Annotated in this window: 9 protein-coding genes; 6 read left to right on the top strand and 3 right to left on the bottom strand. The window is 53.3% G+C overall.

The window, feature by feature from the left end; all coding sequences use genetic code 11:
• Window positions 1-28 precede the first annotated feature (28 nt).
• Complete coding sequence (locus tag ACYVAD_RS18985) at window positions 29-1,738, bottom strand: erythromycin esterase family protein (RefSeq protein WP_461141100.1); 1,710 nt, start codon at window positions 1,736-1,738, stop codon at window positions 29-31.
• 224 nt (window positions 1,739-1,962) lie between these two features.
• Here ACYVAD_RS18985 and ACYVAD_RS18980 point away from each other — a divergent pair, with 224 nt between their 5' ends.
• Window positions 1,963-2,517 carry a dihydrofolate reductase family protein gene (locus tag ACYVAD_RS18980; protein WP_461141099.1) on the top strand — a complete coding sequence of 185 codons (555 nt, stop codon included), beginning with the start codon at window positions 1,963-1,965 and terminating at the stop codon, window positions 2,515-2,517.
• A 94-nt stretch (window positions 2,518-2,611) separates the two neighbouring features.
• Here the strand turns inward: ACYVAD_RS18980 and ACYVAD_RS18975 are convergent, their stop codons facing one another.
• The gene (locus ACYVAD_RS18975; protein ID WP_461141098.1) at window positions 2,612-3,466 is read right to left on the bottom strand and encodes a DUF2911 domain-containing protein; all 855 of its coding nucleotides are present in this window, start codon (window positions 3,464-3,466) and stop codon (window positions 2,612-2,614) included.
• A gap of 228 nt (window positions 3,467-3,694) precedes the next feature.
• On the opposite strand from ACYVAD_RS18975, the gene ACYVAD_RS18970 reads away from it, so the two are divergent.
• From ACYVAD_RS18970 to ACYVAD_RS18950, 5 genes are all read left to right on the top strand, one after another.
• Window positions 3,695-4,843 carry a glycoside hydrolase family 76 protein gene (locus ACYVAD_RS18970; RefSeq protein WP_461141097.1) on the top strand — a complete coding sequence of 383 codons (1,149 nt, stop codon included), beginning with the start codon at window positions 3,695-3,697 and terminating at the stop codon, window positions 4,841-4,843.
• 178 nt (window positions 4,844-5,021) lie between these two features.
• Complete coding sequence (locus ACYVAD_RS18965) at window positions 5,022-5,375, top strand: DUF6660 family protein (protein ID WP_461141096.1); 354 nt, start codon at window positions 5,022-5,024, stop codon at window positions 5,373-5,375.
• Window positions 5,376-5,477: 102 nt separating this feature from the next.
• Entirely contained in the window at window positions 5,478-9,983 is a 4,506-nt protein-coding gene (locus tag ACYVAD_RS18960) for a CusA/CzcA family heavy metal efflux RND transporter (RefSeq protein WP_461141095.1), read from the top strand.
• A gap of 11 nt (window positions 9,984-9,994) precedes the next feature.
• Complete coding sequence (locus ACYVAD_RS18955; protein ID WP_461141094.1) at window positions 9,995-11,254, top strand: efflux RND transporter periplasmic adaptor subunit; 1,260 nt, start codon at window positions 9,995-9,997, stop codon at window positions 11,252-11,254.
• An 11-nt stretch (window positions 11,255-11,265) separates the two neighbouring features.
• Window positions 11,266-13,797 carry a heavy metal translocating P-type ATPase gene (locus ACYVAD_RS18950; RefSeq protein ID WP_461141093.1) on the top strand — a complete coding sequence of 844 codons (2,532 nt, stop codon included), beginning with the start codon at window positions 11,266-11,268 and terminating at the stop codon, window positions 13,795-13,797.
• Window positions 13,798-14,001: 204 nt separating this feature from the next.
• Here the strand turns inward: ACYVAD_RS18950 and ACYVAD_RS18945 are convergent, their stop codons facing one another.
• Window positions 14,002-14,988, bottom strand: coding sequence for a hypothetical protein (locus ACYVAD_RS18945; RefSeq protein ID WP_461141092.1), 987 nt, complete (start codon window positions 14,986-14,988; stop codon window positions 14,002-14,004).
• Between the last annotated feature and the right edge of the window lie 26 nt (window positions 14,989-15,014).

Below are 15,014 nucleotides of genomic sequence, written 5' to 3'. Positions count from 1 at the left end.
TGATACGTCTTTAATGACATTATGTTAGCTAATGTGCATCTTCAGGCACATCTTTTACGAACGTAGCCGGGTGGGTTCCTGTGCTGGTAGTAACAAATAGCAGGCCATCAAAGCGCTCGTTAAGCTGCACAGGATAGAAATAAGCGGACGGAACTGCACTTCTGTATACGGAGCCGATACTCCGCATCAGCAGTGGTTCAGCCAGCCAGGCTCGACTAGCAGCCGTTTGCGGTGCTGCCCGAAAATCGATGATGACATTTTTCTGGCCGTTCTGAGCCAGGTACCAGTCCACGGACAGTCTGGGGGCTGGCCTGGCAGTAAACTCTTTCAGTCGCCGTCGGGACGAATCGGCAGTTGGAACTTCACGAGCTCGAAACGTGCCAGCGTTGAAGCTGAATCCCAATGCGTAATAAGCGCTGTCGTACGTCTCCCGAAGGTAGGCGCCCACGGGCTTGAACAAGCTGTTCCCGCCGGTGGCAACGTGTCCATTGTGGCCCCAGAAAACAAAGCGCGTTCCGGGCGGCTCCCGGTCGACCAGCCGCCGAAAATTAGCGGCCATGATTCGATCACGAGCAGCCACACCGACGGAATCGGCATCAGCGTACGTACTGATGTCCTGCGCAAGCACACGGACGTATTCCTGCATCTGCCTGGCTTCAGCCGTGTCTGTATTTGATTGACGTCTTTCTTCGAGATAGGCACCTAGTTCGTTGTACAGGCTTTGCAGGGCGGCCAATGTATCAGCTGCTTGCCCGATACTGGTCAGTGAGTCGGGCTCAAGAGCGAAGAAAGCCGCCGTCGGCGCGACACGTTCCGGCGCCGTCCGCCGTAAATAGTCGAGTAGTTTCGTTTTAGCGGGCTGATTAAACTGGGGATCAATCCCGACAAACCGTAGTTGCTCCGTCGCGGGAACGTTTTCGTTATACTGCCGGGCCCAGTCGATCACCGCTTTCATTTCTTCCGTATTCCAAGCCCAGAACCCTTGTTCCGTCAGCGCCCGATCGCCATCGTTACTCTTTCCGGTTACGTAGTCATTAATTTGCTGCCAGCCAGCATAACTCCCTTCGATAACTAGCACCCGGAAGCCCATTTCGCGAACCAGGAAATCAAGCAGCCGATGTTTGACCTGAAAAAATTCGTGGGTGCCGTGTGTTTGCTCGCCCAACCCAACGATCCGGACATCGCGCAGAACCGCTTTTAACGGAGCCAGATCCGCCCGATTCGGGTCAACGACCAGGGTTCTTAGTGGCATAGACCGTGTCTTCAGCCAGTTGATGACAGCTGTCCGCTGCCGACGCGCTTCGGCCACGCGGGCAGCATATACCTCCCCCGAAAGCACTTCGCTCAATTCGATGGTGTAATGAGTAACGAACGCACTTTTGGGGCTAGGTCGTACGGTCACGGTATGTCGTCCGGCTTGGGGAGCCTGGAACGTAAACGACTCGTCTCCATACTCGTTCGTCAGTGCTTCAAGATGAAAAACTGGTCTACCTGCCGCATTAGTAACTTGTATGGTTGCCTCAGTGCCCTGTTGGGTAAACTTGATTTGCATTACCTGTTTTCGTTGTAGATCCAGCGCATAGGTGTGCGACTCGTCCGCGCGAAGGGCCCGTCCAACAGGTTTATTTACCATCAGCTTCTGCGGTATGGTCTGACCTGCCAGCGGCTGTCCTCCCCCCTGCCACAGGCTAATCAGGATAAGCAGGCAGCCAAATCGCGTTACGTCGATCAATCTCATAAACCAGTTTCGTTGAACGCCAAAACAGTGCCAGCGGCCTGTCGCAATCCTCCCGTTATTTGTCGGCTTCCACCCCTGTTACGACCCAGGGTAGATCTACCTTTGTGCCGTTATTCTGTCAACCAAACTGACCGGCTAACGATCTTACTGTACAATGCAAAGTGTGTATTACAGCCGAATTCACTACTTACTAACGATATAAACAACCCAAAAACCCTATACCAATGAGAAAGTTAAAACTACAGGTCCAGCTAACGATCGATGGCTTCATTGCTGGCCCCAATGGCGAAATGGACTGGCTAACGTTCAACTGGGACGACGAACTGAAATCATATGTGAGCGCCCTAACAGAATCCGTTGACAGCATTGTACTCGGCCGTAAACTGGCGCAGGGATTTATTCCACACTGGGCGGACAACCCAGAGCTGGAGGGAGCCACTAAGATCAACGAAACAGCAAAAGTCGTCTTCACCAAAACGATGCATGATTCCGGCTGGGCCAATACGGTACTGGCCAAGGGCGATCTGGTCGAAGAAATAAATACTCTCAAACAACAGGAAGGCCAGGATATCATCGTCTACGGGGGCGCTTCGTTTATCTCGTCGCTCATCAAGCATAACCTTATCGATGAATACCATTTGTTCGTCAACCCAACGGCGATCGGTAAAGGACTTCCCATTTTCCAGGAACTCGCTCATAAACAGCCCTTGACCCTGCTCAACGCAAGACCCTTCCCCTGCGGCATCGTGGTGCTGCACTACGAGCCAGCTGCTGCCTAGCGTCTTGCGGTGGACGTAACGTTCCGAAAACAATATACAAAAAGGCTAACTCTGATCAGAGCTAGCCTTTTATTGTTAGCGCGAAAACCAGCCGTTACTTTTTGGCCGACGCAATCAGATCATTCGCCATTTTAACGTAATCCGCATTGTTCGCCTGGGTTGCCAGCGCAACCGTTTTTTCGGCACTGGCAATGGCGTTGGCTTTCTCGTTCAATTTAAATTCAAGCCGTGCTTTCAGCAACATCATCCAGAAGGCTTTAGGATTTTGTTCCGTCGCCTTGTTCACCCAGTTCAGGGCTTGTTTCAGGTCCCGATTGGTGTCGTAGTAGTAGCTGGCAGCCTCAAAATAAGCGGGTTTGTCCGACGCTAGCGACGTCTCAATATTTTTCAGGATCGTCTGATCAATATCGGCGGTAATCGTAACCGGAACGCGGGTTTTATCCCACATGATTTCCAGCACGGCCGAGCTGGGCTTAATATCAGCGATATTGATGGTAAAGTTCTCTACTCGGTTAGCCAGTGTCGTTGGCTTCACCTGAACCCGTACTACTTCGTTTTCTTTCTTGTACGCGCCCACATTAGCGCCCAGCCCCAGATCAGTCGACAGCATTACTTCCCAGCTGGATTTGCCCGGAATGGTGAACAGGCCATACGTTCCCGCTTTCACGTCTTTGCCTTCCAGCTTTACGTCCGACGAGAACGTGATCTTAGAGGTTGCATTGGCACCGGTACGCCATACTTTGTCGTAGGGAACCAGGTCACCGAAAACGGTCCGGCCTTTCACGGCAGGTCTGGAGTATTCCAGGGTAATGTCGCCGAGCGCAAAGTTTTGTTTGGTGGTCTGAAGGGGACTGGCCGCGGGAACTTTAAGCTGAGCCTGCGCGATCGAGCCAGAACAAAGCGTGAATAAAATGGCTGCGGCAACTGCTGGTAACGTTAATCGCTTCATGATGAAGAAACGGTAGAGTTTGTTAGTGTTCGTTTGTTTTTTGACCCCAAATGTACACCGCTTGCTCCGGTTCCAGTTGATAATCGCCTGAATTTATACCGATACGATCAACCCGCCGGCTACCATCCCGGCCAGTTACAGCAACAAACGGATTAAGACACAAGCCGAGTAAAACGCTCGGGTATTTGGGTTTACGGCAGTGAATACGGCTTTATCCAATCTTTCTTCATGCGTAAAATCATTCTTTCCATTACTCTCAGCGTCGGTTTTCTCCTCTCTTGTCAGGTCAATGGTCAGACGAGCCGCAAGACGGCACCGGCAACGTCGCCAAACTGGGCCAAAATCGCTGACAGCTGTTCCTTGGTACTCTATCGGGACTTTTATAATACCCGAGGCCGCTATTTCAATAACACAAATCAGGGCGATACAACCTTTCACTACTGGCCCCAGGCACATGCGCTGGACGTACTAACGGATGCGTACATGCGCACCCGTGACCCTCAGTATCTCCCCCGGATGAAAGACTGGATGGCGGGCGTGCGGGTCAAGAACGGGAACACCTTTTTGAACGAATATTACGACGACATGCTCTGGAACGCACTGGCGATGCTGCGGGTCTACGATGCGACCAAAGAGAAAAAATGGCTTGACGAAACGCTTACGCTCTGGGAGGATATTAAAACAGCCTGGAACGATACGCTGGACGGGGGTATGGCCTGGCGCAAAGGTCAACGCTATTACAAGAACACGCCCGTAAATGGCCCGGCGATTATCCTGGCGGCCCGGCTCTATCAGCGACTAAAACGGCCGGAGGATCTGGCCTGGGCAAAAAAGGTGTATGCCTGGCAGAAGAAGGTGCTAGTCGATCCAGCCAGCGGCCTGGTATATGACGGCATCAACCAGAACAACGATGGTCAGCTGAATACGAGCTGGAAGTTTACGTATTGCCAGGGCGTTTGGATCGGTGGTACGCTGGAACTGTATCACATTACTAAAGACCCCGCTTACCTGACCGACGCGACGAAAACCGCCAGTTTGGCGATCAGCGACCCAACCCTGGCGACCAATGGTCTGATGCGCGACGAAGGCAAAGGCGATGGCGGTCTGTTCAAAGGTATCCTGGTACGTTACCTCACTCAGTTGATCCTCGACCCAGGCCTGTCCCGTTCGCTACGGACCCAGTACGCGACCTTCCTGAAGCATAACGCCGAAACTTTGTGGCAGCAGGGTACCGCCCGCCCCCAGTTTGCGTTCGGTACGTTCTGGCAGCGTGCTCCCCAGAACGGCCAAACCGGTCTAAGCAGTCAGTTGAGCGGTACCATGCTGATGGAAGCCATAGCACTGCTAACGCGCGAGGGCGTGTACGAACGTAACTAATCATGAACCGGTAAGACAGAGGCTATAGGCTGTACGGAAACCAATTTTCAGACAGCTTATAGCTTCTCTTACCCAAAGGCGCACGCATCTGCAAACGTCCTGTTCTGCGATCTTATACCTTCAATCTTTTTCTTTTTTGCCTACCTGTTGCATACCACTTTCGTATACATTTGCTGACATGAAGTGGTTGACGACCGTATTTGCCGTTTATCTGCTCGGGCTATCATTCTGGCCCTGTGCCGATGATGCCCTCCCCCTCGCGGGGCAGGCATTGGCAACGGTCTTTGCGGCATCAACACCGGATACCGATTCGTCCGCCGACGGGGAGCAGGAGCATCACCACGATCAATGCTCTCCTTTTTGTACCTGCACCTGCTGCGCCGTGGTAGCTGCTCTTACGCCTTTGTTTACGTATCAGACGGCTTCTCTACCCGAGCAGAACTGGCTCCCGTCCGTTCGGTTTCATCACGCCCCTACGCACTGGGCTGAGCCCCTTACCGCCATCTGGCAACCGCCTAAACAGATAGTCTAAACAACGCTATTCCGGGTCTAATCTGCCATGCTTTCTCTGGAAGCGTGTGCTAGTTGATTATGCCCAACATCTTCCCGTTGATTTACCTGTTCAGATTCATTCATGCTGGATCGCATCATCCGTTTTTCCATTCAGAACAAGCTCATTATTGGGCTGTTTACGTTCGCTCTGATTGTCTGGGGAGGGTATTCACTCACGCGCCTGCCCATTGACGCGCTACCCGACATCACCAACAATCAGGTTCAGGTCATTACCCAAAGTCCGGCTCTCTCGGCCCCCGATGTGGAACGGCTTATTAGCTTTCCCATCGAGCAAACGATGGCGACGCTGCCCGACCTGAACGAGATTCGTTCCATTTCCCGGTTCGGGCTGTCGGTCGTTACCATCGTTTTTGATGATGCCGTCGATGTCTATTTTGCCCGACAGCAGGTCTTTGAACGGCTCCAGCAGGCCCGTGCTCAAATCCCCGCCAACGCGGGCGAACCCGAACTAGCCCCGGTCACAACGGGGCTGGGCGAGATTTATCAATACGTTCTACAGCCAAAGCCCGGCTACGAAAACCGTTACTCGGCCACGGAACTGCGGTCCATTCAGGACTGGATTGTTCGGCGGCAGTTGCTCGGCACCAAAGGCGTAGCCGACGTAAGCAGTTTCGGCGGTCGGCTTAAACAGTACGAAGTAGCCGTCGATCCGCAGCGACTCCGGGCGGCCAATGTCACAATGGATGAGCTATTTACCGCACTGGAACGTAATAACCAGAACGCCGGAGGAGCCTACATCGACCGGCGGCCCAACGCGTATTTTATTCGCTCCGAAGGTCTCATCGGTAGCCTGAGCGACATTGGCAAAATCGTTATTCGCCGAACCAGCGAAGGCGTTCCTGTCCGCATAAGCGATGTCGCGCAGGTCCAGTTGGGCCATTCTATCCGCTACGGCGCCATGACCCGGAATGGCGATGGTGAAGTGGTTGGCGCTATCGTGTTGATGCTTAAAGGAGCCAACTCGTCGGAGGTAATCGGCAACGTCAAACAACGTATCGAGCAGATTCGAAAATCTCTGCCGGAAGGTATTGAAATCGATGCTTTTCTGGATCGCACGAATCTGGTGAACCGGGCCATCAGCACCGTCGAGCGCAATCTGATCGAAGGAGCCCTAATTGTCGTGTTTGTGCTGGTGCTGATGCTGGGCAACTGGCGGGCTGGACTGGTCGTAGCCTCGGTCATTCCGCTGGCCATGCTGTTCGCGGTAGCGATGATGAACTTGTTTGGCGTATCAGGTAATCTAATGAGCTTGGGTGCCATCGATTTCGGCCTCATCGTCGACGGGGCGGTGATTATCGTCGAAGCCACGCTGCACCATCTAGAAAGGCGAAAGAGCGAAAGAGCGAAAGAGCGAATAAATTCTACGCAAAATACCGAACATTCACTCATTCACTCATTCACTCTTTCGCAATCAGCCATGGATGAAGAAGTCTATCAGGCAGCCAGTCGGATACGGTCGTCAGCAGCTTTCGGGGAGCTGATCATCCTGATCGTATACCTGCCGATTCTGGCACTGGTCGGTACGGAGGGCAAGATGTTCCGACCGATGGCGCAAACAGTGGTTTTTGCCATCATCGGTGCCTTTGTGTTGTCGTTGACATACGTCCCCATGTTATCAGCACTGGTACTGAGCAAAAAGAGTATACACGATCCGAAACCAACCCTTTCGGACCGCATTATGGCGTTTTTCCACCGCCTGTATTCCCCGGCCATCCGCTGGACGCTGCGTCATAAAGCCCTCGTTGTCGGCTCGTCAGTTGGTTTGTTTGTTGCATCGCTATTGATTTTTAGCCAGTTGGGGGGTGAATTTATCCCAGAATTAGACGAGGGCGACTTTGCCATTGAAACCCGCGTGATGACGGGCTCGTCGCTGGCGCAATCCATCGACGCCAGTCTACAGGCTGGCAGACTTCTTACCAAGGAATTTCCTGAAGTAAAGCAGGTTGTCGGAAAGATTGGCGCGGGTGAGATTCCAACCGATCCAATGCCCATCGAAGCGGCCGATATGATGGTTATTCTCAAGGATCAGGATGAGTGGACCTCGGCCGAAACCCGACAGGAACTAGCCGAAAAAATGCAGGAGCGGTTGAACCGCATACCAGGCGTCAGTTTTGGTTTTCAGCAGCCCATCCAGATGCGGTTCAATGAATTGATGACCGGGGTTAAACAGGACGTAGCAGTTAAACTCTACGGCGAAGACCTTCAGTTGCTGAGCGATTATGCCGCCCGAATCGGTCGGATTGTAAGCACCGTACCAGGCGCCAAAGACCTATACGTTGAGCAAGTGTCGGGCCTGCCCCAGATCGTTGTCAAATTCGACCGCGATGCGCTGGCCCGATTTGGTCTTTCCATCGAAGAAGCAAACCGCTATCTCCAGGCGGCCTTTGCGGGCGCGTCGGCTGGACTAGTGTACGAAGGTGAACGCCGTTACGATCTGGTCGTCCGGCTCCAGGAACAGAGCCGTCAGCGGCTGGAGGACGTACAGAATCTGCTGCTGACCACAGTAGACGGACAGGCCGTGCCGCTGAGTCAGGTTGCCAGCGTTTCGTTCCAGAACAGCATCAACCAGGTACAACGAGAAAACGCCCAGCGACGCATTACGGTGGCGTTTAACGTGCGCGAGCGCGACGTGGAAAGTGTCGTGCAGGACGTTCAGAAAAAACTGGAAAGCCAGCTCAAACTTCCCGCTGGTTATTACGTCACTTACGGCGGTCAGTTTCAGAATCTACAGGAAGCGAAAGACCGCCTGGCGATTGCTGTTCCCGTCGCCCTCGGTCTCATCTTCCTTCTGTTATTTTTTACGTTCAAATCCATTCAGCAGAGCCTGTTGATCTTCTCGGCCATTCCGCTGGCGGCTATCGGGGGCATAGTTGCCCTCTGGCTTCGGGGGATGCCGTTTAGTATTTCGGCTGGTGTGGGTTTTATCGCTCTATTCGGCGTTTCGGTGCTCAATGGTATCGTGCTCATCGGCGAATTCAATCATCTCAAAACAGAGACGGATTTATCACTACATGACCGGATTCTACAGGGAACGGCTACCCGGCTACGACCGGTCTTGATGACGGCTCTGGTAGCCTCACTCGGTTTCCTGCCCATGGCGCTGGCGCGGACGGCAGGGGCCGAAGTCCAACGTCCACTGGCTACGGTGGTCATTGGTGGGCTGGTTTCGGCTACGTTGCTGACGCTACTGGTCCTCCCCTGCCTCTATTGGTGGGAACAGAGCACCGCGAAAAATCAATCCGTAACAAAAACAGGACTTTCGGCCCATGCCGGGAAGCTGGCTGTTGGCTTATTGCTACTGCTATCGGCAACCAGCCAGGCACAGGTACCAACGCCCGCGCCATCGACGCTCACCAGAACAGCACCGACTACAGTTGCCCAGGTGCCGCTAACGCTCGACGCGGCTTTATCGCAGGCGCAGACCAACAACGGTTCCAGCCGGGTCAGCAGCCTGAACATCGCTATTCAGCAGACGGGTCGCCGGACGGCCCGCGACATCGGGCGGCTTGACCTTTCCTGGGTGGGTGGGCAATACAACTCGATTCGGTGGGACAATAACTTCACCATCTCACAGAGCATACCCAACGGCAAGCTAATTCGCAACCAGGAGCGACTCGCCGACGCCAACATCCGGGGCAGCGAACTACAGGCCAGCCTGATCCAAATCGAACTGCGCAGCCGGGTCAAAAGCACGTATCTGACGCTGGCTTACCTTACCGAACGCCAGCAGCTCCTGACGTCGCAGGATAGCCTACTGGTCGCCTTTCGGCGAGCTACGGAGGTCCGGCAACGTACCGGCGAAGGTACCGCCCTCGAAGTAGCCACGGCCGACAATCTGCTGGGGGAACTCCGTAACCAGCTCGCACTGACCACCGCTGACCGCACGATTGCCTTCAGCAACCTGCAAACCCTCCTGAACACAGCCAGCGTTCTAACGCTCCCCACGGGTGCCCTCCCCCGCCGGTCGCTGCCTACCTTCTCCGATTCGATCCTGATCCAGAACCCGACGCTGGCGTTGCTGCAACAGCAGGTAACTATCGCCGAAGGACAAATTGCGGTTGAGCAAGCCAGATTACGACCAGATTACGTAGTGGGCTACTTCAACCAGTCGCTGATTGGCACGCAGACGATCGACGGTTCTAATGGCGTGCCGCAGGATCGTTACTTCGGCGGGGGTAAACGATTCCAGGGCGTACAGGCGGGTATTTCGATACCTGTTTTTCAGCGCGCTCAGCGGGCCCGGATCGAGTCGGCCCGGCTGGGGCAGCAGCTCGCCGAGGCTTCGCTGGCGTACAATCAGCGAAATTTACAGGGGGAGTTGGCGGCCGCCGTTCAGGAGATCCGTAAACAGCAGACCAGCCTAGCTTATTACGAACAAACCGGCTTACCCGTTGCCCGGCGGCTGGCAGAAGGAGCGGAGAAAGCCTTCCGGGCGGGCGAAGCCGGATACCTGGAATACGCTCAAGCGTTAACCCGCTCCTACCAGGCCCGCACCACGTATCTCGACACCATCAATCACTACAACCAGGCCGTCGTTGCACTCGAACAACTCATTGGCCTTCCTTAACGCTACTCACCATGGCTTTCCCCAAATACATATACCGTACGCTTCTCGCCGTCAGCCTCTTGAGCGGGGCATTCGCCTGCCGACAGCCCGCCGATGAGCAGACCCAGGAGGCAGAACACGCTCACGAAGAAGCCCCCACCGACCTGGTCGAACTCTCCGACGATCAGATTCGCCTGGCCGATATTACGCTGGGAGCGGTTGACTACCGGAACCTGGGTCAGCAGTTGAGCGTAAATGGTCGGCTGGCGGTACCGCCCCAGAGCCAGGTAACGATCACAGCATTACAGGGTGGCTTCGTTCGTACGATTCCGTTGCTACCCGGTCAGCCCGTCCACAAAGGACAAGTGCTGGCCCGGATCGAAAATCCGGATCTGATTGCTCTTCAGCAGGAGTACGCCGAAGCGCACAGTCGACTGGCCTATCTGGAAACGGAGCTTGTTCGACAGAAGGAATTGAGCCGCGAGAACGTGAGTGCCCTGAAAGTGCTTCAACAAACCACCGCCGATCTGAACGCCACCCGCGCCCGCGTGACGGGCCTCGCTCAGCGAATCCGGCTGGTGGGTCTCTCGCCCCAGGCTGCCCTGGCCGGTAAATTCAGTTCATTTTACGTGGTCACAGCCCCGGTGGCCGGCGTTGTCACCGACGTAGCCACCACCGCAGGACAGTATGTCCAGCCGGCCGACATCATTGCGAAACTGACCAGCAGCCAGGGGCTTTATGCGGAATTGATCGTGTTTGAGAAAGATCTGCCCCAGCTCCAGACAGGGCAGCGCGTCAGCCTCCGGCTTACGAACGAAACGCGGGAACGTACCGGGCGGATTACCTACATCAACCAGACAATCGACACCGACCGCTCCGTGCGAATAGTCGCCAAGCTAGACCAGCTCGACGGTCGCTTAACGCCCAACACCTTTCTGAAAGCAAGTCTGGATCTAGGGGCCAGCCGGGTGACGGCTCTGCCCGAAGAAGCTATTGTTTCTGCCGAGGGCAAGGATTACATTTTTGTGGTAACGGACGAAAAGCTACCCGAACACCACGAAGCGGGCGAAGCGGAGCATGACGACCATGATAAGGAAACCGAAACGCACGAACACGGCACTGTTTTTAAACAAATACCCGTTCGGCGGGGTGTAACAGAAAGCGGCTACTCGCAGGTGACACTGCCCGAAACGCTTAACCTCAGCAGCACCAAAATTGTCACCAAGGGTGCCTATGCACTCCTCTCACAACTTAAAGCCGCCAGTGGCGAAGAAGCGGGCCACGCGCATTAATCAACGTACCAATGAAAAAACTCCAGATAGACGTACCCGTACTTTTGCCGGACGTACCCGACCAGAAAGATCAGTGTGTTCAGCGGCTGATGGGTCTGCTCGATGGGCGTCCCGGCATTGACAAAGTGCATATCCGCTCGGCCACCGGCAGTCACACGGACCAACTTTGTATTCATTACGATCCGCAGACGATTTCGCTGGATCGGGTGCAGACGTTAGCCCGCCAGGCAGGAGCCGATATTACCCACCGCTACGGTCATTACGTCGGTCGGTTGCCGAGTATCCGGCACGCCCGACAGGCCCGCACAGTTTCGCAGCAGATTTCCGGTTGGCCGGGCGTTCTGGAAGCGTCGGTATCGGCTTCGGGGGCCATTCATCTGGAATTCGATCAGGAAGCGACCAGCCTGAATACCCTCCTGGATAAGCTGAGTCAACAAGGAAATCCAGCTCAGACAGACACTTCCAGTCAGCCAGTACACGAGCACAGCCACTCGGAGGACGATCACAGCCACTCCCACGACAAACCACATCCCCACGATCATACGCACGACAACGAAGCCGGACATAACCATGCGCATGGCGGGGGACATAATCACGAACACGGGGGAATCTTCGGGGCTAACACCGAGCTGATTTTCGCTATTCTCTGCGCCGTTAGTCTGGGAGTTGGTTTTGGGCTGTCGTTCGTGGATGGGCTACCCAACTGGGTCAGTTTGAGCCTGTACGGACTGGCGTATTTCTTCGGCGGCTTTTTCACCGCCAAAGAAGCCATTGAAGCCATCCGGCAGGGCGAGTTTGAGATCGACTTTCTGATGCTGGTAGCGGCCGCCGGAGCGGGTGCACTGGGCGAATGGTCTGAGGGGGCGCTCCTGCTGGCCCTGTTCAGTCTGGGGCACGCGCTGGAACATTACGCCATGAACCGCGCCCGTAAATCCATTTCTGCCCTCGCTGACCTGAGCGCCAAAACCGCTACCGTTCGGCGGGATGGTAAGACCGAGGAAATCGACGTAACTGCGCTTCAGGTCGGAGATATTATTATCGTGAAACCTAACAGTAAGATTGCCGCTGATGGCGTTGTGATCAAAGGTGCCGGCCCTGTGAATCAGGCTCCCATCACGGGCGAAAGCGTTCCGGTCGACAAACTGGCCATTGCCGACGGAGCGGATCTCACCAAAACAAAAGCGGAGAACCAGGTTTTTGCCGGAACCATCAACGGCACCAGCGTCCTGGAAATCAACGTAACAAAGGCCGCCAGTGATTCGACCCTCGCCCGGCTGATCAAACTCGTCAACGAAGCCGAATCCCAGCAGTCGCCCACGCAGCAGTTTACCGACCGGTTTGAGAAATGGTTCGTGCCCGCCGTGCTGATTCTGGTCGTTACGCTTTGCTTTGCCTTTCTGGTCATCGACGAACCGTTTTCGGCTAGTTTCTACCGGGCGATGGCGGTTCTGGTGGCTGCCAGCCCCTGCGCGCTCGCTATCTCGACCCCATCGGCGGTGCTGAGTGGCGTAGCCCGGGCGGCTCGCGAGGGCGTACTCGTCAAAGGTGGCCGGCCCTTGGAAGACCTGGGTGATCTAACCGCTATTGCCTTCGACAAAACCGGTACACTGACGCAGGGGAAGCCGAAACTAAACAGGACCGTACCGTTATCGGGCAGCACTGACGAGCAACTGCTGAGCGTCGCCGTGGCGGTTGAAAGCCTGAGTGATCACCCGCTGGCGTCAGCCATTGTGCAGGGTGGCAAAGAAAAACTGGGTGCTGCGTCCCTTCCTGAAGCCACGAATCTGAAAGCCCTGACCGGCCGTGGTGTGCAGGCCGAAGTCGCTGGTCAGCTGGTATTCATTGGCAATAAAGCCTTGTTCGAAGAACAGAAAACCTTGACCGACGACGTGCGGCAACAGGCCGATCAGCTAGAAGCAGAAGGACACACGGCCATGATCGTGCGGCAGGGCAATACCTTTCTGGGGATTCTGGGCGTCATGGACACCCCGCGTCCGGAAGCAAAGCAAACGCTCTCCAGCCTGAAAACCCTGGGTATCCAGCGGATGATTATGCTAACCGGCGACAACCAACGCGTGGCCGATGCCATTGCCAGCGAAGTCGGCCTGACCGACGCGAAAGGTGATTTGCTACCCGAGGCCAAGGTTCAGTTTGTGCAGCAGTTACGCGAGCAGGAAGGCAAAGTAGCGATGGTCGGCGATGGGGTGAATGATGCCCCCGCCATGGCCAAGAGTACGGTTGGGATTGCGATGGGAGCCGCCGGCTCCGACGTAGCACTGGAAACCGCCGACATCGCGCTCATGGGCGATCAACTGGACAAACTCCCCTTCGCCATCGGCCTGAGCCGCGAAGCCCGGCGCATCATCCGGCAGAATCTATATATTAGCCTGGGCATGGTAGCCCTGTTGATTCCACTAACCATTCTGGGTATCGCCCGGATCGGTCCGGCCGTCGTCGCGCACGAAGGCTCGACACTAATCGTCGTTTTTAATGCCCTGCGGTTGCTGGCGTATCGGGTTAAAGGGGTTAACGAGCGTACGTAGCTGTTTAAGAGAACTACGGTTGGTTAGGCCGCTCCAGTTGACACGAGAAGAGCCCCATTGTATCGTTTGAGCGTTTATATAGGACTTGTTGGCAACAGCGTAAACGTTCCAGTTATGCCGGTTTGTGGTTCTTATATCGCAGTTATATCGACAAGCTGTACCCTTACATAGAAACAGGTGGTTTGGGCGTCGTTAGAGATGACATTAATTCTTTTGTACAAACATTGTAGCGTAAGCCTTTAGCATCTCTTCATTAACCTTTAACAACATTCCATGATACTGTCCTCGATTTCCAAACTTAGCTAGCGGTAATTCCTGATGATACACAAGAAATATTATTATATCTTGCAGAATATATTTAACTATTAAAATTAAATTTTCAAAAACAGAAGGGGTAGTTGCTGTTACAGAACCAAAAATTTTTATTTTTAAGTTTTCCGCTTGAGGATTTTCAAACGAATAAGTTTCTAATAAAGAAGTCAAAAAATGCCCATGACTATGCTTGGATGAGGTTTGATAACAATGATCTCGTAATGTTTTCAGAGCCTCCCAGCGGTCGGCCATATTCATTGAAGTGTATATCGAACTTAATGTTTTTTCTACCTTATCAGGTTTGTAGAACTTATGCCAATTACTAAGAGTATCCTTGAAATTTTCCTCACCATGCTGAAAATAATTATCCGCAAAGACATTATCACCTAATACTGCTAATGTTATACAACCAACTTCAATATAATTTCTAAGAATCAAATATACTTGATGACTCATCCCTATTGATAGCAAATGGTTCATAGTATACAAATTGTCATTTAGAAGATTTATCAACGGTGTTATTCTATTAAAAAAAACTTGTTTTTCTTTTTCGAGTGGTATCGTTTTAGAAATATTGTAGACATTAGAAAGGTAATCTAAGAATAAAAGTAAAAGACTATTACTTTCATTAACTAGCAGTTCTAAAAATTTTACTTGAAAATAAAACTTGTTTTTAGTTTTTTGTTTATTTTTTCGTTGCTGTTCTCTCATAAAATCAAAAATTGACAAGTTATTTATATTTAAATTAGATTTAGTGAGAGTGTCATCGTACACTTCTTCATTTAAATTCATTGTTTTCAACTGCTCCCTATATTGTGTACAGGTTGATTCAATCAAATTTTCAACAATATCAGATAATTGAGAATTTTTGCGACTCATAAAAGTTAATAGTTATATGGTTATCG

The sequence above is a fragment of the Spirosoma pomorum genome, assembly GCF_054776615.1.
This window is presented reverse-complemented; position numbering and strand designations above follow the sequence as displayed.

Bases quoted from the DNA above. Each gene is read 5' to 3' on its own strand.
- ACYVAD_RS18950 (WP_461141093.1), top strand. From the start codon at position 11,266: ATGAAAAAACTCCAGATAGACGTACCCGTACTTTTGCCGGACGTACCC.
- ACYVAD_RS18975 (WP_461141098.1), bottom strand. From the start codon at position 3,466: ATGAAGCGATTAACGTTACCAGCAGTTGCCGCAGCCATTTTATTCACG.
- ACYVAD_RS18960 (WP_461141095.1), top strand. From the start codon at position 5,478: ATGCTGGATCGCATCATCCGTTTTTCCATTCAGAACAAGCTCATTATT.
- ACYVAD_RS18970 (WP_461141097.1), top strand. From the start codon at position 3,695: ATGCGTAAAATCATTCTTTCCATTACTCTCAGCGTCGGTTTTCTCCTC.
- ACYVAD_RS18955 (WP_461141094.1), top strand. From the start codon at position 9,995: ATGGCTTTCCCCAAATACATATACCGTACGCTTCTCGCCGTCAGCCTC.
- ACYVAD_RS18980 (WP_461141099.1), top strand. From the start codon at position 1,963: ATGAGAAAGTTAAAACTACAGGTCCAGCTAACGATCGATGGCTTCATT.
- ACYVAD_RS18965 (WP_461141096.1), top strand. From the start codon at position 5,022: ATGAAGTGGTTGACGACCGTATTTGCCGTTTATCTGCTCGGGCTATCA.
- ACYVAD_RS18945 (WP_461141092.1), bottom strand. From the start codon at position 14,988: ATGAGTCGCAAAAATTCTCAATTATCTGATATTGTTGAAAATTTGATT.
- ACYVAD_RS18985 (WP_461141100.1), bottom strand. From the start codon at position 1,738: ATGAGATTGATCGACGTAACGCGATTTGGCTGCCTGCTTATCCTGATT.